This is a genomic window from Clostridium sp. 1001271st1 H5, from assembly GCF_005845215.1.
Taxonomy (GTDB): domain Bacteria; phylum Bacillota; class Clostridia; order Lachnospirales; family Lachnospiraceae; genus Enterocloster.
Window position 1 is genome coordinate 39,782 of sequence record NZ_SPHO01000011.1, and the last position, 22,963, is coordinate 62,744.

Annotated in this window: 17 protein-coding genes; 2 read left to right on the forward strand and 15 right to left on the reverse strand. The window is 44.6% G+C overall.

All coding sequences use genetic code 11. From position 1 onward, the window contains the following. Nucleotides 1-103: 103 nt before the first annotated feature. Nucleotides 104-8,263, reverse strand: coding sequence for a doubled motif LPXTG anchor domain-containing protein (locus FGS84_RS17105; protein ID WP_138309744.1), 8,160 nt, complete (start codon nt 8,261-8,263; stop codon nt 104-106). A gap of 426 nt (nt 8,264-8,689) precedes the next feature. Here FGS84_RS17105 and FGS84_RS17110 point away from each other — a divergent pair, with 426 nt between their 5' ends. Continuing rightward, nucleotides 8,690-9,835: an AAA family ATPase gene (locus FGS84_RS17110; RefSeq protein ID WP_138309745.1), complete on the forward strand. Its 1,146-nt coding sequence runs from the start codon at nt 8,690-8,692 to the stop codon at nt 9,833-9,835. A gap of 167 nt (nt 9,836-10,002) precedes the next feature. Here the strand turns inward: FGS84_RS17110 and FGS84_RS17115 are convergent, their stop codons facing one another. The 4 genes from FGS84_RS17115 to FGS84_RS17130 form a co-directional block, all read right to left on the reverse strand. Continuing rightward, a complete protein-coding gene (locus tag FGS84_RS17115; RefSeq protein ID WP_138309746.1) occupies nt 10,003-11,217 on the reverse strand; it encodes a BTAD domain-containing putative transcriptional regulator in 1,215 nt (404 codons plus the stop codon). A 71-nt stretch (nt 11,218-11,288) separates the two neighbouring features. Continuing rightward, on the reverse strand, nt 11,289-12,614 hold the full coding sequence (locus tag FGS84_RS17120) for an MATE family efflux transporter (RefSeq protein WP_138309747.1): 1,326 nt from the start codon (nt 12,612-12,614) through the stop codon (nt 11,289-11,291). 134 nt (nt 12,615-12,748) lie between these two features. Beyond that, nucleotides 12,749-13,252: a transcription elongation factor GreA gene (gene greA, locus FGS84_RS17125; RefSeq protein ID WP_138309748.1), complete on the reverse strand. Its 504-nt coding sequence runs from the start codon at nt 13,250-13,252 to the stop codon at nt 12,749-12,751. A 132-nt stretch (nt 13,253-13,384) separates the two neighbouring features. Next, nucleotides 13,385-14,515 carry a hypothetical protein gene (locus FGS84_RS17130; protein ID WP_138309821.1) on the reverse strand — a complete coding sequence of 377 codons (1,131 nt, stop codon included), beginning with the start codon at nt 14,513-14,515 and terminating at the stop codon, nt 13,385-13,387. Between the two features lie 338 nt (nt 14,516-14,853). On the opposite strand from FGS84_RS17130, the gene FGS84_RS17135 reads away from it, so the two are divergent. Continuing rightward, complete coding sequence (locus tag FGS84_RS17135; protein ID WP_138309749.1) at nt 14,854-15,363, forward strand: superoxide dismutase family protein; 510 nt, start codon at nt 14,854-14,856, stop codon at nt 15,361-15,363. 96 nt (nt 15,364-15,459) lie between these two features. On the opposite strand, the gene FGS84_RS17140 is transcribed toward FGS84_RS17135, so the two are convergent. The 10 genes from FGS84_RS17140 to FGS84_RS17185 all read right to left on the reverse strand — a co-directional run bounded on the left by FGS84_RS17140 (nt 15,460) and on the right by FGS84_RS17185 (nt 22,957). Beyond that, on the reverse strand, nt 15,460-16,443 hold the full coding sequence (locus FGS84_RS17140; RefSeq protein WP_138309750.1) for a tRNA-dihydrouridine synthase family protein: 984 nt from the start codon (nt 16,441-16,443) through the stop codon (nt 15,460-15,462). A 58-nt stretch (nt 16,444-16,501) separates the two neighbouring features. Further along, nucleotides 16,502-16,801 carry a hypothetical protein gene (locus tag FGS84_RS17145; RefSeq protein WP_138309751.1) on the reverse strand — a complete coding sequence of 100 codons (300 nt, stop codon included), beginning with the start codon at nt 16,799-16,801 and terminating at the stop codon, nt 16,502-16,504. A gap of 226 nt (nt 16,802-17,027) precedes the next feature. Beyond that, nucleotides 17,028-17,588 carry a GNAT family protein gene (locus tag FGS84_RS17150; RefSeq protein WP_347563851.1) on the reverse strand — a complete coding sequence of 187 codons (561 nt, stop codon included), beginning with the start codon at nt 17,586-17,588 and terminating at the stop codon, nt 17,028-17,030. Nucleotides 17,589-19,367: 1,779 nt separating this feature from the next. Further along, nucleotides 19,368-19,619, reverse strand: a complete 252-nt coding sequence (locus FGS84_RS17155) for a hypothetical protein (RefSeq protein ID WP_055649105.1) — start codon at nt 19,617-19,619, stop codon at nt 19,368-19,370. A 13-nt stretch (nt 19,620-19,632) separates the two neighbouring features. Next, entirely contained in the window at nt 19,633-20,214 is a 582-nt protein-coding gene (locus tag FGS84_RS17160; RefSeq protein ID WP_055649104.1) for a hypothetical protein, read from the reverse strand. Between the two features lie 60 nt (nt 20,215-20,274). Then, the gene (locus FGS84_RS17165; RefSeq protein WP_055649103.1) at nt 20,275-20,571 is read right to left on the reverse strand and encodes a phage holin family protein; all 297 of its coding nucleotides are present in this window, start codon (nt 20,569-20,571) and stop codon (nt 20,275-20,277) included. Nucleotides 20,572-20,582: 11 nt separating this feature from the next. After that, a complete protein-coding gene (locus tag FGS84_RS17170) occupies nt 20,583-20,906 on the reverse strand; it encodes a hypothetical protein (protein WP_055649102.1) in 324 nt (107 codons plus the stop codon). Between the two features lie 17 nt (nt 20,907-20,923). After that, on the reverse strand, nt 20,924-22,120 hold the full coding sequence (locus FGS84_RS17175; RefSeq protein ID WP_055649101.1) for a reverse transcriptase domain-containing protein: 1,197 nt from the start codon (nt 22,118-22,120) through the stop codon (nt 20,924-20,926). Nucleotides 22,121-22,331: 211 nt separating this feature from the next. Continuing rightward, on the reverse strand, nt 22,332-22,817 hold the full coding sequence (locus tag FGS84_RS17180) for a hypothetical protein (RefSeq protein ID WP_007868692.1): 486 nt from the start codon (nt 22,815-22,817) through the stop codon (nt 22,332-22,334). Further along, complete coding sequence (locus FGS84_RS17185; protein ID WP_007868693.1) at nt 22,814-22,957, reverse strand: XkdX family protein; 144 nt, start codon at nt 22,955-22,957, stop codon at nt 22,814-22,816. The genes FGS84_RS17180 and FGS84_RS17185 overlap by 4 nt, the downstream gene beginning before the upstream one ends. Nucleotides 22,958-22,963: the final 6 nt, after the last annotated feature.

A 22,963-nucleotide genomic window follows, 5' to 3' on the forward strand; every position in this document is an offset into this window, starting at 1 on the left:
TGTTCTAAATCCCACCCTAACGATTGACAAAGAGCCAAAAAGAACCCCTGGCCATAATGACCAGGGGCTCCTGTTATACTGCTATTTTGTTTTACATTGACTGTTATGAATCCTCTTCTTTACGTTTCTTGCTCAATGCTGTTACCGCAACGAAGATTCCTGATAACATCATAGTCAATGTGGTTCTCATAGATGTCTGACCTGTCTTTGGCAGTGGTGCCAACGGCACTTCACCGTCATCGATTAAGGTTACATCTACTGGTGATTCTGGAAGAGGTGCTAACGGCACATCCTCTGGAGTGATGGTTGTAGTTGCTCCCGGGCCACCGGGTGATGGGGTGTAGCGTCCATTGCCTTCGGTGTTCCCGCCGGTGCCGCCACCGCCTCCTCCGCCACCGCCACCGCCACTATATCTGAATTGTGCGGTAAACGTGGTGCTCTGTGTGAACTCTGCAGCTTTGATTTCGTCTGCATTGGCATAGCTCCTGCTTCCATCTGTCCAGTTATTGAAAGTATAATTTCCAATGCTGGATACTGTTACGTTAGCGCCCGGTCTTGCAGGCCTCAGTTCCCTATGGTCATTGCCATCTTCTCCTGTAACGATTTCATAGATGGTCTTGACTTCAGTTACTGTTCCTGATACTGTTCCACGATTTGCGTCTTCTGATACATACTGGAACACAATCTGGTACTTATCAGGTACTCCATCTGGTGTATTCGGCTCTTCAGTACCGATTTCATCAACGTCAAAGTATGCTGTAAATGTTGTATCTACCAGATAGGTATTCAACTTCATCTTTGACATGTCTGGAGTGTAGTCATTTACTTCTCTGTCAGTCCAATAGTCGAATGCATAGCCATCCAGAGCTGTTGCGATTGAGCCATTCGGGCTAATCGGTGTCTTCTCTGTGTAGTTGCCATCTGCATCCATGAATACATGTACTTCTGCCTTAAGTGGGTCTGCATCTACCGTACCCTTTGTCACATCTGCACTCTTGTATACGAAGATTGTTTCATATTTATCAGGTACTCCGTCAGGTTCATTTCCGTCTGGGCCATTTCCCTTCTCGTCTGTATCAAAGTATGCAGTGAAGGTGGTGTCTTCCAAATATGTCTTCGATTTCAGAATGCTCATATTGATTGTTGAATCTTTTGCATCGTTGTCTGTCCAGTAATCGAATGCATTGCCATCGGTTGCGGTTGCGGTTGCTCCATTGGGGCTTATTGGTGTCTTTTCAGTGTAGTTTCCATTATCGTCCTTGAAGGTATGGACTTCTTCCGCAATACTTACCGTTCCCTTACTAACATCAGCACTGACATATCGGAATATTGTCTGGTATTTATCTGGAATTCCATCCTCGTTCTCGTCCAGTGCGTAGTATACCTCCACTACGTTCTTGCTCTTATCTGTGCTAATCAGAAGGCCGTTGTTCCTGACCTCATCCAGCGCATAATGCTTTTCGTCATGTGTAAGCTCCGGCTCCGGTGCTATCTGGAACAGCTCCCCGAAGTATTCCTTCGATGTCTCTGTCAGGCCTTCGTCCAGCTCTCCGTCAAAGTAGAACTCCACGCTTGCGTCATACTGGCCCTTGGTACTGAACGTGATAATGTAGCTTAACTTCTCACTGTCCTTGCTTACCTGCTGGCCCACCGGATTCACATCCCAGCTTCCCTCGCCTGTATATCCGTCCGCCGCTTTGGCTTCCGGTATATCACTGCTCTGCAGCTCGTAGCTTCCGGTCTCGCTCAGCTTCCCGTCCTTCTTAAGGGTATATACCCTTTCTGTATAGGTGCTTCCCGTTTCCGTAAACGTTCCGTTCACTGCCCCGAAGGTTACTGTTACCTGGTACTTATCCGGCGTTCCGTCCTCGTTCTCGTCCAGTGCGTAGTATACCTCCACTACGTTCTTGCTCTTATCTGTGCTAATCAGAAGGCCGTTGTTCCTGACCTCATCCAGCGCATAATGCTTTTCGTCATGTGTAAGCTCCGGCTCCGGTGCTATCTGGAACAGCTCCCCGAAGTACTCCTTCGATGTCTCTGTCAGGCCTTCGTCCAGCTCTCCGTCAAAGTAGAACTCCACGCTTGCGTCATACTGGCCCTTGGTACTGAACGTGATAATGTAGCTTAACTTCTCACTGTCCTTGCTTACCTGCTGGCCCACCGGATTCACATCCCAGCTTCCCTCGCCTGTATATCCGTCCGCCGCTTTGGCTTCCGGTATATCACTGCTCTGCAGCTCGTAGCTTCCGGTCTCGCTCAGCTTCCCGTCCTTCTTAAGGGTATATACCCTTTCTGTATAGGTGCTTCCCGTTTCCGTAAACGTTCCGTTCACTGCCCCGAAGGTTACTGTCACCTGGTACTTATCCGGCGTTCCGTCCTCGTTTTCGTCCAGTGCGTAGTATACCTCCACTACGTTCTTGCTCTTATCTGTGCTAATCAGAAGGCCGTTGTTCCTGACCTCATCCAGCGCATAATGCTTTTCGTCATGTGTAAGCTCCGGCTCCGGTGCTATCTGGAACAGCTCCCCGAAGTACTCCTTCGATGTCTCTGTCAGGCCTTCGTCCAGCTCTCCGTCAAAGTAGAACTCCACGCTTGCGTCATACTGACCCTTGGTACTGAACGTGATAATGTAGCTTAACTTCTCACTGTCCTTGCTTACCTGCTGGCCCACCGGATTCACATCCCAGCTTCCCTCGCCTGTATATCCGTCCGCCGCTTTGGCTTCCGGTATATCACTGCTCTGCAGCTCGTAGCTTCCGGTCTCGCTCAGCTTCCCGTCCTTCTTAAGGGTATATACCCTTTCTGTATAGGTGCTTCCCGTTTCCGTAAACGTTCCGTTCACTGCCCCGAAGGTTACTGTCACCTGGTACTTATCTGGCGTTTTGTCCCCATCGTCATCCTTCGCATAATACACGTTGATAACGTTCTTCGATTCATCTGCACTGATGGTCAGCGGCAGGTTCTCCACATAGTCAAGCACATAATTATCTCTCGGCCTATCTTCATAGGCCGTTACCTGGCTTCCGAATTCTCCGCTGCCCAGCTTCACTCCGTCCTCTACTTCATCGTAGAAGTAGTGCACGCTGTATCCATATTCATCTAGTTTCCACTGTGCAAATAATTCAAGACCACCTTTTTCCATCTTTATGGTACTACCTATAGCATAGTCATTCCCATTTCCATCAGCCATGGTATTCCAATTAACAAAGGTGGAATTTGCTTTAATAAATCCATTTGCTTTCACAAATACATCCGTATTCACTGGATAAATTCCATTATCAACAGTACTTCCTTCTGTAGCGCCATTTCCATTATAGATAATTGGATATTCATACATATCAGGCACTACATCCGGTTTCTCATCTGGACCATTTGCATCCAATGCATAACGAATTATAATTGTAAGAGTACCTTTTCGATTGACTACACCGCTACGTTCCCTAACATCATTAGATATACAAATATAATTCTGAGAGGGTTCGTTATTAGTATAATCATTTACTGGTTCAGTTACATAGGTACCAATTTTAGCTGTTTTAATTTCATCAACTACATCACGTACCTTATTCCCATTTGCATCTAACAGCCTGTGGATTACTCTATAAGTTGACTGGTCTTTCTTATATCTGAAAGTAGCTATAGTATTGTCAGGACTCACCTGTATCTGTGCTTCTCCTGTCAAAATATAATTATCTATTGGCAAATATGAAACCATCACCACATTGTCTGTTGTTACGTATGGGATGGGGCTTATGATGTCATCCCCGGTTGCCTCGTCAACATACTTTACTGTATATTGCCATTCTCTATGCCGGACATACTCCACATCAATCTGCTTCCCATTTTCATCAATCAATACATTCATAGACGGAACTTTTGCGGTATAACCAGCAATAGCTGGTGCATCGACTACTATAGTTGCGTCTTTGCTGACAATCATTGGCTCTTGTGGATTGGTAATAAGCGTACCATCTTCGCTTACTGGATTGCTTATAAGTTCTCCATTTTCGTCCACATAGCGAACTGTGTAGCTAAACTCTTCACTACTACTCCACTTTGCATATAATGTCATGTCAGAAGTGATTTGCTGGTTTTTAATGAACGGCATCGTACATGCCTCGTCAATATACCAGCCCAAGAATTCGTCGCCTTCTTTTACAGGATTATCAGGTAAAGTTATGGTTTCATACTTGGTCACAGTTTTTGGAGAAATAGCATCTGCTCCATTCGTTTCAAAATAAACTGTATATTCCGGAGCTTTCCATTTAGCATAAAATTTCAGATTATATGCTGGCATAATATCTTTATCCCACTCAACTTTCTTATCGTAACTTGGGGATGTATACCAGCCATCAAATACATAATCAGAATCAATGCCCGCAGGCCTTCCAATTACACCTCTAGGCTCTGCATCTCTTATGCTATCTTCATATTTTACTTCTACCGGATTAGGGGTGATTCCTGTTGCATTATAAAACTGAATCTCATATGATTTCCTAGTGTAATAAAGCCATGAACCATTATACCATTTGTCCGAATCATTTTGGCCAAATCCCTTAAAGAAATCTGGGGATTTCAACCAACTATCATAATCAAAACCTAGTATTTCGGCTTTATCACTATTATCTAAACTAGTGAAACTTTGATTTTCAGCAATCTGTTTAATTAAAGGCTTACTATTTCCAAGGCCTTCCACATAGTAAATTATCACCTTTTTTCCAGAATTAGTACCACCATTAAATGCCCTTAAATCATGTGCTGGCATATTAAACTGCAAAGTATAATAACTTATGTTCCCAGTATGTGCATCCGGATTCTTCCAAAGATACACTGAATGGGCATCATCATTCCACTTATCTGAGATATCCTGGCCAAATTTTGCTGTGATTTTTAAATTTGTATATTCATCACTCCCCCACCTATCATAAAAACGAACATAATACGTTTCCCTATCATAATATACATTCTTTACTGCTTTTCCATCGGCCGTAATTTTAACGGGTACATTACTTAAATCCTTATTAAGTTTAAACCCTTCGTATGTTTTTGTAGCATATGTTGCATCATTACCGACATACGCATTTTTAATTACTACGGATTCTTTAAAATCATACCCATTAACTTTACCATCTTTATCCGGGACTTTCTCCTGCCAGTATATAACAGTATAATCAGCCCGCTTTTTGGAGTTCCACTTAGCAGTAATCACAATATCCTGATTAGGCATAGTGGTTAAATTCTTATCCCACCCATTAAAATCATACCCTAATTTAGTAGGACTATCCACCGCTGGAATTTCCGCCCCAAAGCGTAATCTTTTAGGTGCAATATATGTTCCACCGTCTGTATTATACTCTAATAAGTAATAATTGCGATTATAATTAATACGTACTGTAATATCTCCAGTATTTCCAATTGTTACATTATTAAAGCTTTGTACAGTAAAACCCTCATAATCTCTAGCCACCGCCTCAGTACGAGTACCTGCATGACCAGTCAAATCTTCTGTATCCTTTAAGGTATATCCATCGTCATTCGGATTCTGAAGCCAGTGTTCTACCTTATAGCTACGTACTTCACCATAATATGTGACAGTAACAGCCTGACTCTCTTCATATATACCATTAAAGGCGACTGATTCCTTTCCTGATTCTACGCTAAAGCCTTCAAGAACAGGACTTGTTACCTGATAATCAGCATTCTGACCTTTTAGTATATTGGCAATGAACGGCTGCGCAGCTCTTGAACCATCTTCATATACATAATCAACTCTCAAAGTAATCGTTGATTCCAACTGTGTATATAAAGGATAAAAAATACAATCTGATGTAATAGAATCAAAATTAGCTGGAATTCCATTCCCATCAACCCATCCTGCAAATGTGTACCCTTCTTTATCAGGAACAATAGGAGCAGTTGTAGGTTCACCGTCTTTTACATACTGAACTACAAATGGCTCTGATTCATCTTCGCTAGAAAAGAATTTAACTACATGCTCATCTGCTTCCCTGGTTTCTATCATTCGAATCTCAACGACCGTAAAGTGCTGTGCATCAAATGATACATCGTCTGTCGCAGTACCGGATACATCTTTTTCCTCTACTGTGGTTACCGCAAGCTCTTTTGCATTTGCATTTTCTACCGCCTCTTTTGTTGAGACTCCATCGTTTTCTACATATGAAATCTGAATCAAATCAGCATCTTTAGAATTCTCTTCTATTCTAGTACCTGAAAACCTAACATTAACAGTCTCACCGTCAAAATATACATTATTACCATCCGGAGTCAGTAACTTAATATCATACGCAATAACGTCAACAACTTTCGCGGATTCCATCGATGGGTCAACATCATCCTGTGCAGCTTTACGCAACTGTGATGTATTAGTCACTTCCCTAACATCCAGTATAGTATCTTCGGGTAATACACCTTGGCCTGCTGACACTTCGATTCTAATACCCTTAATAACTTTAAAATCGTAATATGCCGGATGGGGTGCTATTTCATTCATATTTACCTGGATATCCTGTTCTTCCGTAATTCCAGAAACAGTATACCATGCTATCTGGGTACCATCTCCCCCGTCTTCAATTGAGTCAGCTGTTAAAATGACTCCATTGGCAACTACACTTTCTGTCTCATAACCAATCTGATTTACAACACCAAATGTTAAATCATTACCTTCTTCCACACCCCTGACGCCATCCACAATACGCGCGCTGGCTCCCGGATTAATGGAATAAGTAACCTTATAACCCTCAAAATCATCCAAAGCCTTCAGCTGATTAATCGTAGTGGTATATACCTTAGCAGTGCTGCAGTATCCTATACCAACCAAATCAGTTGTCACAGCCTTATTAACTGTCTCTTCCGGCTTAACTTCTGGTTTTGTAACTTCAGAAGGAGTTCCTACCTGAACCTCTTGTGTTTCAGCTGGTGTCTCTGCCGCCTCTGTAGTTGTCTCAGGAGCTGTAGTCTCATCACCTTCTGACGGAGCAGCGGTAGTTCCCTCTGTGGTTGTTTCACTTGGGTCCGTGCTCTCCCCTGCCTCGGCAGATGTTTCATCCGGTGCAGTTGTTGCAGATTCTTCCGTATTTCCTTCCTGCGCTTCCTTGGTACTTTCAGTCTCTGCTGGGGTTTCCGGCTCTGTCTCTTTCTCTGTCGGAGCCTCTGTTTCCTTAACAGGTTCCGTCTTTTCTTCCGGCTCAGCCTCAGGTTCCTTTGCCTCATCAACCTTAGGAGTTTCCTCAGCATTGCCTTCCTCATTATCAGCAACTACCGGTGCATAATGGCGGATAATGGATGCCACTGGTTCACCAGCTGCCGCTTCCGGCTCTGCTGCTTCCGGTTCAGGAGCTTCTGTTTCTTTTACTTCTGCTTCTGTGGCTTCCTGAGTTTTTTCCTCAGTTGTTTCCGGAGCCGCAGCTTCTTCTGTCGTTGCCTCTTCTGTGGTAGCTGCTTCTGTAGATACCTCAGTCTGTTCCTCCGTCGGAGCCGTGCTGCCTTCTTCCGGCGCCGTGGTCTGTTCCTCTGTCGGAGCATCCGTTGACTCATTTTCATCCGGAGCAACTGTCGTTGTATCATCTACGGTTCCTTCATCAGTTGGTGCTGTGGTATCAGGAACTGTGGTTTCCTCAACTGCTGGTCCATTGACATCTTCCGGTGCAGGGGCTGTAGTCTCTTCTGCCGGCTTGGAAATGTAATTAATCTCCTCATCGCCATATGCCGCTTCAAAGCTCTTTACAGTAATCCTCTTGGTCTTTTTAACCTTCTCTACGCCATCGTCCATCCTGGTGATGTTGGTGGAGCAGCTGATTGTATCTTCCCCATTATTCACATATAAGAAGATAATCTCCTCATCGCCGGTCACCATATACATGTCATCGGCATCTTCCGGCAGACGTACGAACACTCTTAGTTCGGCATCCATACTCCCGCCATCCGGGTCCGGGAATACTTCCAATACCTTCCCTTCTCCGTAGAACAAACTCTCAAACTTCGCAATGTCGCCATTGGTAAAGTCGAGGTCGCCTGGTGATATTACATTGCCGTTTTCGATTGCCTCTTCGATAGCTGTCACCAATTGGGAACCAGTCATTTCGAATGTGACAGACTCTGACGACGATGTAGCCGCATACGCTGCGTTCAGGTCCGCACCGACGTTGGTGCACACCATGGCTGCCGCTAACGCGAAGGCCACCAGACGCTTCCGCATGTTATAAACTGATTTCTTTAACATGCCAGACCTTTTTCGTCCTTCCATACTTACACTCCTCTCATATTTTTTCTTCTACATGATTCCAGATAAATCCAACTGTCTGAAACTAGTATAGCAAACCACAGTTACAATCTGGTTACAATTTAAGAAAGTTTAAAATTTTTCTTAAATTATTTATGTAATTATAGATTCCCTCGCTATAATCATAGCAAAGATGGCGTTACGTAAAGCGTTATTTATCCCACATTTTTCGTTACTTTTTATTTATATCAATAAAATCCCGCTTGTTTTTTATAACCTTTCCATGTTTTTGTCCCCATACATTTCCATTTATAAAACTTTAAGAATATACCCAGCCAGTGAGAAAAAACCTCATTTTTAATTGTGTTATTGTCAATTTTATGGTAAAATGATTTCAGATACAAATGACGCATATTCATGAGTTTTTTTCTCACATTTCGAGGTGCTATTATGCTGGTCCAGTTCAGTTTTAAAAATTTCAAAGCATTCAAAGAGGAAGTTTTGTTGGATTTCCTACCTGCCTCCATTAACGAACATAAAAATACCCTGTTGAAGGACCCGTCTGACGGCGAACGCATCCTTCCTCTTATCGGAATCTATGGCCCTAACGGCTGCGGGAAGTCCACGGTTCTCAACGCCTTGTCCTGTCTCTCCTCCCTGGTTACAGCCTCTGTCACCGTGCCAACCAGAATCAGGGATGTGCACTGCATGTTATCATCTGAGTGCAGGGACATTCCAACCCAGTTTGACGTGTTATTCCGCAGTCAGGGATTTCTGTTCCGTTACCAGCTCCAGTTCTTAAAGGGAGCCATTGTTGAGGAGAATCTGTTCTACGGAAGCCTGGGGGGAAGTGATACGGGTATTCTTTTTAATAGGAAGGAATCCGTCATCCATCCCGGACGGGAACTCATCTCCTTCTCCCTTAAGGCCGTGCCTCCATCGGTGACTCTGCTGTCATGGCTCAATGCTTATACGGATTCCATGCATGCCAGGGCTGCCTATTCCTGGTTCAGCAGAATACAGGGAAGCAGCCCCAGGGAACTGCCATCCGATATGGACACGCGGCGGAGACTGTGCCGCATCCTGCAGGATTTGGGACTTGATATAACGGATTACAGCATCATACCTGATTCCGACCATAAGTCTCCTGCCGCCTTCCTTGTTCACAGTCCTTATGAAGGATGCACCTTTGAACTGCCATGGGAGGAAGAATCCATGGGCACCAAAAAGCTGCTCTCACTGCTGCCCTCGGTTGTGGCCAGCCTGGATGACGGCAGTCTCATGATGGCCGATGACCTGGACTGTGTTCTTCATCCCCATGCACTCCGTTACCTGATTTCTCTTTATGCTAATAGCGAGAAAAATCCTCACAATGCGCAATTGTTATTCACTGCACACAACACCGCCATCCTGCAGCCAACGCAGATGCGCAGGGATGAAATCTGGCTTTGCTGCCGTCAGGAAGGACAGGATACCGAATTATACCCTCTCTCCAGTTACAAAAAAGAAAACGGCCTCATCCCGCGCAACGATGAGGCCTATGGTAAGCAGTATCTGGAAGGCCGGTATGGGGCTATGCCCAATATACATGCCTGACGGACTGATAATTATTTTCTAAATTCGTATACTGTATGTTTTCGATGTAATTAATAAAGCCGCCGCAGACCACTGCGACGGCTTATCAACTGCCAACCAATTTATTCTATTGCAAACTTCCTGCTTAATCTTCCCGCTTAATCTTCCGGCACAATCTTCCTTCTCCCCTACATCAGACTCTCCGGCATCACCTGGTAATTAAGCTTCACCTTCCTGCCCCCATCCCAGAGATGCAGGTTCCTGTCAATCCGCTCATAAATCCGCAGACAATACTCATTGGACGTGCCATTGAGCATGACCAGATATTGGCTGGGATTATAGCAGGTAAATAAGTCGCCTTTCCTGAGGGATTTGCCTATGGCATCGTGAAGCTTTTCCGAGGCAGCCTTTAAAAGTTCCCCGCCTGCATCCAGAGGCTTGCCCTTTGAATCCAGCAAGGTGCAGCACAGAAGCACACTGGAAAAATCCACCCTCTCCGCCATGCGGGCCAGGAGCCGGTAACAGTCGATAAAGGCCGGATACGCACAGTAATACGGCCCGTTAATCCGGTCCCTCTCATGGAGGCTGTCCCTTATATCCTTAAGGGTATCCGATGTATAACGAATCTGCCCGCTCATGATGCGGAACCGTTCCAGCATCTTCTCAGAAGGCGGAAGTCCCTGTTCCTCAAAATACTGGGAAACAGCAGCATCATACACCTGCATGGCCTCCTTAAACCGTTTCATGGCAATGAGGCAGTCAATCTTCATAATCTGGCATTCCTCATACGGATACAGCTCGCAGGCATAGTTGCACAGCTCCAGAAGTCCGTTATATTCCCGGTTTTTCTTCATAAGGCTGCTGGCAGCCCGCAGACAGCTGAAATACAGCTCCTGATAGCGCACCCCCACCACTGATACCCATTTCTCCCCTGCGAGCTGGGCCAGAAATTCACCCTGATACAGGCTGCATGCCCGTTTTATGAGGATTTCATCATGGGTGCGCAGGGCCTCCTTTGCCGTATTTTCAAAATCCCTGGCATCGATATACACAGGCAGGTCCCCGCTGTCCCATCTGTAGATTCCGCCGTCTGTGCGGATATATTCCCGGGGCGGCAATTCACTGCCCTCCAAAAGCTTGCGGAGACGGAACACCGTTGCCCGTAAACTTCCCGAAGGATTGGAGCACTCGCCGCTGCCGTAGAGCATATCCAGAAGCTCCTCCCTGTGTACGCCCTCTCCGCCTGAATACAGCAGTATAAGTATCAGCTGCAGTACCTTCCCCGAAGGGCCTCCGGGAATCTGCAGGGGCTTCCTGTTATATTCCAGCATTATACTTCCCATCATGAATACGGTCAGGCCTTCCCCAACTCTGGCCGGATAATATGTACTTTCCTCCTTCATTTGTATCCCCCTTATGGCTAAGCGTTATTCTATATATAACACATTCTACTACAGATTCCTGGGTTTTTCCATTATTTATCTCTCATAAACCAAAAATAGTAAGGAACCTCAACCAAAAGCATTACGCTCCAGCCTATGGCGCAGGCATACGCAACCCCCGGAAGTCCGATTCCGGGCGTTAACAGGTATACAAATACCACCCTGAGGCTGGTTTGGACAAAGGTCCCCAAGAGTGTAACGCTCATATTCCCCATCCCTCTGAAAAATCCCTGGATTCCATTGGTAAATGCAGGGAACACATAAAATAACGCCATCATCCCCAGATAACTGCTTCCCAACGCCACGATTCCCTCATTTCCCGCTGTTACAAACAATCCCATAAGCGGCTTTCGGAACAAGGTAATGGTTATACAGATGAAGACCCAGTAACACGCCTCCAGCGTCAGCCCTCTCCTGAACCCTTTGCGGATGCGTTCCTTTCTGCCTGCCCCCCTGTTCTGGGCCACAAAGGTGGTGATTCCATGGGAAATGCTCTGTTCCGGCGTAAACGCATAATCATCAATTCGATTGACCGCATTAAAAGCCGCAATCATATCCACACCCAGAGGGTTTACAGCGCCCTGTATCAGCAGCTTTCCGATGGGCTGGCAGGACTGCTGCAATGCCGTAATGCTGCCGTAACGCAGAGTCTGTCTGAGAAGCTGCCTGTCCATGGTGAACTCTCCCCTCCTGAGCTGCAGCATGGGAATTTTCCTATACACATATGTTATACAGAGAAAGGCCGAGGCTGCTTCCGCCACGACCGTGGTAACAGCAGAGCATACAATGCCGAATCCAAGACCTCCGATGAAAATCAAATCCAGAACAGCATTTAATATAGAAGAAAAGGCTAAAAACTTAAGGGGCGTCTTAGAATCTCCCACGCTTTTCAGGGCGGCCGACACTGCATTGTAAAAATAAGTAAACGGAGCGCCTAAAAAAATGATGGACAGATAAGAAGCCGCCTTGCCCTGTATCTCTTCCGGCACTCCCAGCACTCCGAGAAGGGGGTTTGAGAAAAATCCTCCAAGTATGGCTATCAACACTGAAAAATAACAGCCGAATATGACCGTGGTAGACATTTCCCGTTTCAGCTTTTCTTTCTGGCCAGCCCCATAGAACTCGCTCATCAGTACGGATGCCCCCATGCAGATACCGGATATTCCGAGTATGACAATATTCATCACCGGGCTGGCCGTGCCTTCCGCCGCCAGGGCCTCTTTTCCTATGAATCTGCCTGCTATGATGGAGTCCACTGCATTGTAGGTAAGCTGGAACATATTGCCCAGAATCAGGGGAATGGAATAATCCACCAGATGTTTTGTGATACCGCCTTCCGTCATGTTAACTGCCGCCATATGGTTCTCCTTCTGTCCCTTGTTTTATGTATGAATCCCTTTACCGCCTGAGAAGGCCCGGCAAGACCTGCTGAATCTTCTCAACCTTCTGCCGGGCCTGAATCCATGTAGAATCAAACGTAAATGTTATTCTGTTAAAAACTGCGCAGCTTATCTTCATCCTCTTCCGTGGTCTTATCAATGGAACGTATCTCCACATCATATCCAAAACGGTCGTCCACCTTCACATAAACCGTATCCCCTGCCTTGTGTCCCCTTATGGCCTTGCCCAGAGGCGAATCAATACTGATTAATCCCTGAAGGGAATTTCCCCTGACCGTAGTTACCAGCTTATACTTCTCTGTCTCATCGTCATCGGGTATATAAACCTCCACCGTATCCCCCAGGCCCACTTCGTCCTCCCTGGAGTTATCCGTTATGATTCTGGCTGTTTTTATCATCTTTTCCAGGTAGCGAATCCGGCTCTCATTCCTGTTCTTATCCTGTTTGGCCGCCTTATATTCAAAATTCTCACTTAAATCCCCATGAGCCCTGGCTTCCTTCACTGCCTCCAGCGCTTCCTTGCGGACCACTAATTTCCGGTACTCTATTTCTTCCTGCATTTTCTTTATGTCATTGGCTGTCAGATTATCAAACATTGTATTATTCTCAGTCCTTTCTTTCCGGAATCTTTCATGTCTCCGGCATTGCTTTACTGAATCACGTTCCGGTAACAGTTAAACCATCTTTAAAATTCTTCCGCCGCCGTGTTCCCCAGGCCAGGCCGCAGCCTACGGATATTTCCGAAGCTGTCCTCCGGCGCTTAAGTCATATACCTTTCCGGGAGCCAGGTTTCCATAATCCACATGGGCAATGTATGGATTGGACTTATTGTAATAAGCAGCAAAAATACGCTCCACCTCCTGGTTCGCAGTGGTCTTAAAGCACCGGTCCACCATGGTCTGGGGCATCAGTCCTGTCACGGATAAATCCACCTTATACCAGCTGCCGCCCGCTTCCACATAGACAAACATATGGTCCTTGTCATTGTCATCCGGAGCACAGAAGCAGTTCAGGCCCATGGACCTGGCTAGCATCTGGTATGCCACGGAAATGCCTTCACAGACAGCCTTATGGTTTACCAGACAGCCATAGGCTGTAAAGGAAGGGTCCCCGGAGGTGTCTTCCCCGTTAACAAACCTGGTATACAATCCCGTATCATACGTACAGCCGGAGGCAATGTAAAGGGCTGCATGCTTTGCCCGCTCCAGTTCGCTGGCATCCCTCCACCGGTAGCTGTTCAGATAATCCCGGACCACCAGGGCCAGGGCATTGCGCCGCTGCTTGTAGGTATCGCTTCCCACGCTTTCCTGATACAGGGCCACCTGGCCCAGTACCAGAAGACTGTCGCCGTCAACAGCCGTTTCCCCGGTTCCTATCTGGTCGCTCTCCCCGTACAATGCCTTGCACAAATCATCGGAAAGGCCAAAATAATTGTACAGCCCATAATTATAATCCTGGCGCAGGCGCCTCTCCATCACCGGCTCCCCCTTGGCATTCCACCCCATAATGACATCCACATACTGAAGTCCGGCCTGGTCCAGGTAGTCCTTCAGTGGGTAATTGGCATCATAGGCTGCTTCCCAGCCGCCATCCGCCCATGCCCCGTCCGGTCCCACCTGGTATCCGTCCGGTGTGACCGTGTCTGCCAGCATCCTTCCGTTTGCATCAAAATAATACCATTTCCCATCCGTGCTCTGCAGCCATCCCCTGGCATAGGACCCATCGTCCTTCTGGTATCTCCATGTTCCGCCCGCCTGTGACCAGGTCCCTGCGTATGCAGGCGTGGATAATAAAAGGAATGCTGCAGACGCCGCTGCCAGCAGCCTTATAATGGTGCGGCCTGTGTTTGATGACTTCATTCCGGTTTCTTTTATACTCCATTCTTTCATGTATTCCGCCCCTCTGACGAACCGTCTTGCCATAATCTGACTCCTGCTTTTATAAATTGTTTATTTTCCCTTTAGTTTCTTTATTGAATCTTTAGCGTGTGCTCAAACTTTGGCCACATTTTCCCTGTATAGTAATACTTGTAAGGCGATAGACCTTTTACTATACAGGAAAACACTTTTTCATACCTATGACCGGCAGCTCCCCTTCTGCCGGTCCCCTCCAAATGAAAGATAAGTTTACCGATTCAGGTAAACTTATTTTTTTATGCGCATATGCTATAAAGAAATCATTTTTACAGGAGACCATTATGGCCAACCAATCTGTCACTCCTGCTGACATCTTTGCTGATTTGCTGCGCTTTCGGGCCCCTGCCGCCATTGCCTGGGTCAGAGGCGGAAGTGCTGCGCCCGGCTTAAGCGGCCTGGTGAAATTCTACCAGACTCCTTATGGGGGCGTACTGGTGGAAGCCGAGATATTTAATCTTCCCAATAAACAGGCTCCCGGTTCCACGGATTTTTATGCCATGCACATTCACCAGAACGGTGATTGTTCCGATGACTTCGCCCGTACGGGGGACCACTACAATCCTTCCGGCGAACCTCATCCGGACCATGCAGGGGACCTGCTTCCCCTTCTCGGGAACGAGGGTTATGCCTGGCTCTCCTTTTATGACAAGCGCTTTTCCACAGATGACATCATCGGCAAATCGGTTGTCATTCACAGTCATGCCGACGACTTTACATCCCAGCCTTCCGGAAACTCCGGAACCAAAATCGGATGCGGCGTCATTGAAAAAGCGGATTATCTAAAAGTATAGCACAATGGCAGGGAAATATCATCCCCGCAGTTTTCACAAAAATACCCAGGAAATGCAGAGGAACAAATTACAGTCAGAAAATACCGGATACCGCCATTAATATGTGCGGAATCCGGCACCTTCCAGGATATCCAGGTCCCGGAACACAGCAGCCACCGCAGCCTCATATTCTTCCAGTCTCTGGGATTTTTTTATTTTCTTAATGTATTTTCCGTTGTCGGAAAAAATCTGAATCATGCAGGCCCACAGTTCTTTCATTTTAAACAGGACATTTCTGTCCCCGGACATGATTTCACGGTAGCCTTCGTATACCATCTGGTGGAATTGTCTTAATGTTTCCTTGTTGTTTTTGGCATTGCCTGAACCTGCTTCAACCCCAATCCAATCCAGCAGTCCGGGATTGGATATGATTCCCCGTCCCAGCATCACCCTATCCAGTTCCGGATATTCTCCGCATAATGTTTCATAGTCAGATATAGTAAATATATCCCCGTTATAGCAAACCGGGGCCCGGCTGCCGTGAAACCCGCTATAAAATGCATCCATGTTTGGGGTGTTTTTATAATAATCCGTGCGGATTCTGGGATGGAGAACCAGCTCTTTTATGGGATACCGGTTATAAATTTCCAAAAGACCCGGGAATTCATCCGGAGAGGTCATCCCCAGCCTGGTTTTTATGGAAAGCTCCATCCCCATCTGGCTCAGACCTGTGCAGACTTCATCCAGAAACCGGTCCAGGCTGTCCGGCCGCTCCAGAAATCCCGCCCCCTTGTGCTTGGATACCACGGTTCCTGAGGGGCAGCCCAGGTTCAGGTTCAATTCAGTATAACCGTATTCCCGCAATTCCTTCGCCACCCGCATAAAATCTTCCGCCTGGTTCGTGAGAATCTGCGGAACCAGATATATTCCGCGGTTGTGCTCCGGCAGGATGTCACTGAGTTCCCGGAAGCTGAGATTGCTGTTTGCCTTTGGTGACAGGAATGGGGTGAAATATTTATCCATAGGGTGGTAACAGGCGTGGTATGCATTGCGGTATATGTAGCCGGTAAGGCCTTCCATGGGGGCTAAATAGAAGTTCATTGAATGGGCCGTCCTTTTCTTGTTAATTAATATTGTGATTTTTTAATTGCGGCTTTTGTTATTGTGTTTCTTTGTTACTGTGTTTCTTTGTTACTGCGTTTCTTTGTTGCTGCGTTTCTTTGTTGCTGCGTTTCTTCATTGCTGTATTTTTTATTGCTAGAATAGCTATTTCAAATGTCAAAAAGCGGCAAGCCGTTTCATAAGAACACCTCGCAAACCCGCATGAAATGGACGTTTTCTCAAATCCGGCGAATAAACCGGCACAACCTGCAACCGCATAATTTTGTAAAGTTGGGCACCACAAAACAAAAAACAGCAAACCCTTGCGTGGCCTGCTGACAGACTTAGCAGACAGCACATGGCCAATCCACCTGTGGCGCGTTCGCAAGGCAGTGCAAGCGGCCCTTGCCGGGGGGTTGGGGGCGGCCCACAACAAGTATATTTTTCAGGTTCTCGCGGAGGCGAAAAACGAAAAATCGCAAAGTGTGTACCACTTTGCCCTGCTTGCCACTATTGAAAACGGCTAAAGAGGAAGCACGTCTTATACCAATAAGGCGCAGGAAACCAGCTGGACGAACTGGAATTTATACATTTTCCATCATCAATTCTTTGCACTTCCATTCTTCGCCTAAAACGCAATATGTTTCAGTTGTATCAAGAATCACATCATCAAAACCAACTGCTTTATAGCAATAATAAGCAGGCAGATTGTTTTCAAAAACTCCTAACGTTGCTCTTTTAGCCCCATATATCTCAAACACAAACTTGAGTCCCAATCGAAGCATCGTTTTCCCATAGCTTTTCCCACGTTTTTCGGGATTTATAATAACAAACCCAAAACGCAATTCATCCAATGATTCATTAGGATTTCTTAACGTAAAAAAACCAACGATTCCTGTCTCATCAAATGCAGTAAACGGCATTAAAGATTCAACGGAACGAAATTCATTTTGTGTTATAGGATAATTTCCAAGTACGCCTGCTGTCCACTTATAAAATGCTATTTCATCTTGACACCACGATAAAATCGTATTTGCGTCCGCAGCTTTATATGGTCTTATTCTAATCATATGTTCTCCCCCGCAAATTCCAATTCGTACGTCTTTTAAACCTAAATCGTGCAAATTCATAACTACTTTTTTCATTTTAATATGACCGCATGGAAATGTCAAACAACTCATTTTGTTTCATTACTTCATATAACTGCTCATAACTCAGTTTGTTCGCTTGGGCACCATTCAGGCACCATTTTACCCTTTGCAGAACGGTTTCTCACATGGCAGAAATGCTGATTTCATCGGCCTTTCCGGCTGGAAAAAGAATTTTATAGCCACTAAATATTTACTATTTTTTATTTAATAGGTTAGCATAGACAACCAACATATAATAACTATAATTAAATTGCTGTTGACTCTTTCCAGCAGGAAGGAGGTGCTCACATGGACTACATAATAGCTTTCCTTATCTCAGTCCTGGCAGGTATTGTCGGCCACTTTATCTGCAAATGGCCAGACCGGGATAAATAGCAACAGCTGGCCTAGGTTATCCTACCATATAAGGGAAAAGAACCCCAGAAAGTGGCCTCTTTCTGGGGTTCGTCTTTGTCACACGGACAAAATAGCTTTCCTAGCTATTATTATATTATAACTATCTTAGGAAAATGTCAATAGCTCTTATTTTACATTTCTTCGTTATTCTAACCACCAAGCATTTCCTAAATCTTCAAAAAACCTTATTCCATAAGCGTTTTTTTAAATTTTCCAGCCTTAGCCGCTTCCTCAATGGAAACTGTGAAGGCTGGATTTTCAAGGATTTTAGGGGTGGTTGTGCGCTATGAGTGTTCTACTCTGCACTACTGATGACTACCTATTCCCACTCTTTATTTTATAAATTGACATAGACATTCCACCACTTAACATCTATAATTAAATTGCTGTTGACTCTTTCCAGCAGGAAGGAGGTGACATAATGCACTACATAGATTCATTTCTCATTTCTGTCATGGCTGGTATAGTCTGCTACTATATCAACAAATGGTTAGACAGAAAAAAATAACAACAGCTAGCCTGGGTTATCCCACCCTATAAAGGAAAAAGAATCCCCAGGAAGCTGCAACTTCCTGGGGATTTGCATTTGTGACACAATGCACATAAATTCATTTCTCTGCTACTATCATATTAAACCAGAATAGCTGAAATGTCAAGAAACACATATATAATGATTTTTTTAAAACCATAAAAATATGGTTCATCCTCTCAAAGCCTTATATCATAAAGCTTTTCTTAGGATTTCCCTGCTTTAGCGCTCTCCTCACTGGAAACTGTGAAGGCTGGATTTTCAAAAATTTTAGGGATATTTGTATGCTATGAGTGTGCTACGCTGCCGTTCTGATTACTGTTCCGATTTCTTTATGGAGTTTATATAAAACAATGGACAGCCTTCTATCAAAGCGATATAACAAAGTTGCTGTTGACTCTTTCCAGCAGGAAGGAGGTGCGACCAGTGCAATACATAACCACTTTTCTTATCTCTGTTATGGCAGGTATAGTTTGCTACTATATTTGTAAATGGTTGGACAGAGATAAATAATCAACAGTCTGCCTAAGTTATTCCTCTTCAAAAGGAAAAAGAAACCCCAAGGAGGTGCAACTCCTTGGGGTTTCGCTTTGCGTCCAGTAGACACAACCACTTTTCTCTGCTAACATTATATTACGCCAAGGAAGTGAAAATGTCAATAATTTATTAATTATCAAAACATTTATTCCAACCATCAAACACACTCAAAACTTCCAAAACATCTTATTCTATCAGCATTATTTAAAATTTTCCAGCCTTCGCCGCTTCCTCAATAGAAACAGGAAACCTTGATTTTTAGCCATTCTTTTATCAAAAGTATAGGAATATTCAAGAAGTAAACGACATTTCTACACCTTTTTATACACCGTTTCACCCTGTAGTACATTATTCGAATTATCAAGGATCTTTTCTCCATTTGAATCCTGAAGAGGGTCAAGAAACGAATATCGCTCCGGATAATCGGCAAATGCTGTTCCCACAATCTGCGTCCCGTCCGCTTTATGAGCCGTATAACCTCTTAGCAAAGCTTCCTCTGTTATAGTATCATCGGTCAGGTCTATGAGGGTCCTACCGCTGTAAACAACTTTATTTGTAGCCATTTAAGCCTCCCTCCTAGCCGATAGTTACCGTAGTACCTCCAGCGGGATTCTCGCTTTCGTTATATGGGATTGCTTTGACTGTAACCTGCGATAAGTAGTTATATCCTTCCTCAGAATCCGGAAGCACTGTCTGCTCCTTTGTAGAAGGTGTAACTGTCTTTGCCTGTGGTTTGGCATCTTCCGTACCTGACATAGAACCTTCTACACCAAGCAGAGTAATACCCTCTCGAATATTATCCGGAATGATTTTCTCTTTTTCTGCTGCCGAAATCCCAACTTTACCAGAACCATCGTGATGTCCCTGCGGAATGGTGTACTCTTCATCCTTTGAAGAAATTGTACCTGTCACAGCTCCGTTATTCTTCATGGTTCCCGTCAGTTTCTGACCTCGTACATACGCCGTCTTCCCCTGAAGGATTTCAGCAACAGCAGCCGTTGCATCGGATGAGTCTACATCAAACTCACAAGTACCTGTAATCGACTCACCCCCTTTGTCATGGGCGGTAAAACCGGAAAGAATCTTATCAGCGGTTACGGTATCTCCAGTCAGGTCGATCAACGTCCGTCCACCGTAGATTACTTTATTGATAGTCAATATTCTCCATCCTTTCTTTGAAAATAAAAAAAGAGAGCAGTTTACCGCAACTCCTCGTTGTTACTCATTTTTATTTGCCTGTTTAATAATCTGATTTACATAGGTACTGAGGCCAGCCATTAAAATTCCCTGAACAATTGCGGTAAATATAGCCAATGCAATCTCCTGACCGCTCCCTAAGGGACAAGTAGCCATAACCCAAATCCCGCAAAGAACGATGCCGCCGGCACCGAGAATCAATGGAATATACTTGTCCTTGATTGCCTGTGTCTGCTTCAGGCCCATGCCGCAGAAATACAGAACAATCGCTACAACGATTAACTCAGGCTGCACATAGTTCATAATCTGTTCCATCATTTTAATTCCTCCTACTGATTTTCTTGAATATAGGTTGATTTGTGAATGGGCAATTTATTGATCTCCTGCATGACTTTCTTAGCTGAGCCATTTCCACCCATCTCTTCATAAGGTTTATAGAGATAATCATGCAAATTTTCATATTCATCCTGCGTGATCCATCCCCGTTCGATGTAGGACATTCCCAGATAGATAATTCTATCGTGGGCAAGACCGATCAACATCTGCGTCCTCACATCTTTTTTCTCACTTTTCTTCTGGATATATGCCCAAAAACCAGAAGAAGCGACGACTGCACATACAATCGTCGCCGCCATTTGAAACCATGGTTCCATTCCAGCATCCTCCATGTCTATTCGATTTTATCGGTTATAATCATTCGCTTATCGACAATCTTAATCGACTTTTCAAATAAATTCTCAAAGAGACCTATTAAATTTTTCCGTTGTTCTTTAGACAAAAGCTTATAGAAGCCTCCCATCCAGCCTCGAAACATATTCTCTACGTTTTCATACGAAATCTCCCCATTCTTCACTTTGCCAGCGAGTTTCTTGAGCTTTCTTCGCATCGTAGTAACCCGCTTTGGGTTGATTCGTTTGATTACCCTTCCGGAATCTGTTAGTCTATATTTTATTTGCAGAAATTTATAAGTGCTGGAAATCTTCACAATTCGAGTTTTCTTCTTATTGATATGAATTCCGTACTCTTCTGCAATCCGATGAATATTATCAAGCAAATCAATCAGTTCTTCTTTGCTCGGATTCATGATGTACCAGTCGTCCATGTATCTTCCGTAGAACTTCTGGCTTCTTACATACTTGACGTAATTATCAATCCGATACGGATAATAAATCCCAATGACTTGTGATAGCTGGTCGCCGATATTTACCGATTTCTCCATCCATTTTTCGCCCGTCAGCTTGGATTCTGGAATATTCCTATACTCCAGCTTATTGAAGGTATCGGATATACAGTTGGCGTATTCCTCATCCGTCATATAAGAAACATCAATTTTGAATCCATCGAAAATCTGTGTCAGCAGCCAGTCAATAAATTCATCGTCATCAAACAGCTTTAAGAGTTCCCGTTTGGCAATCTCGTGAATGATATTGTCATAAAATTTGGAAAAATCTCCGAACAATATCCATCCTTCATTTCCATACAACCGATAGTATTTACGAAGATGAACTTCGAACCTGTCCCGCTGGTGGGAGATACCTCTTCCTTTAATCGAGGCGCAATTATCGTAGATAATATGCTTCTTCACTTCCGGAAGCAAGACTTCATCGCATAAGACGTGCCTAATAATGCGATCCCGAATTTGAATACTTGTAATAGGTCTTACTCGGCCTCTCTCAAACAACGTGAATTCCTGTGTCGGTCCATTTTGAAGGGTCCGATTCATCAGATCATCTTGAATGGAAAAGATATACCGAAGAAAATTCAGCATGAATTTCTGGGTAGTCTCCTTCCATTTGCTGGTTTTGACAGAAACCTTGTAAGCCCTATACAAGTTGTTGGCGTCACAGATAATCTCCTCATAGTTCATAAATCATTCACCGTGATAGCAATACTTACCGTAGTAAATTGCGTCCGGCTTTGCTATTTATCCGTTCGGAAAGGACAATGTCTCCTTCTCTGTTGGTTAGGCAGAGAATCCGGACGAACTCCATTAGAGTTCGAAGCGTTGTTGTAGTTCGTATTGCCATTGTTGTTCACATTAGCGAAATTAGCCGAAGAAACGACGCATAAATTAGACATTACCCTCTTAACTGTGACTTGATTCGGTTATCTCGTTGACGCCACTTCTTTATCAATCCGATTTCTCGGTCGATAGCTTTAACATAACGACTGTAGAGATTAACGTCCACTTCGAATATCTCAACGATTCGTTGCAGCTCTTTTAAAAGCTGCTCGCAGTTTACTATGGCTGTATTCTGATAATCTCTTCTTTGTTCATACTCGTGTAGCGTAGTTGGATAGATAGAGTTTGCTGCTCGAACATTACTGGTCAGCATAGAAGCCAACTGATCAATACGATTTTTGTAGTTCAGCATCAAATATCTATACCTTGAAAAATCTTCTGTCGCATCCTTTCCGTGAGCATATCTTACTCGGACAAGCTGATCCAAGTCTTTCACTCCGAAACTACGCTGCATGAAATCAATCAACATATCATGTAATTCGATGGAATATGTAATTGCTTCGAATTTAGATTCAGTCCGATCACTCACAAGAACACTCATGCATAATCCTTGTCTGTGATCTCTTTGAATTCTTCTTCCGTAATCCAGTTCTTTTTCACTGCATTCCGAACCCGTACTTCATTCCACATACCCAAATTGTAGTAGCGTTTTACCTTGTCGTAATTCTTGCTATGTTCCATAACTGT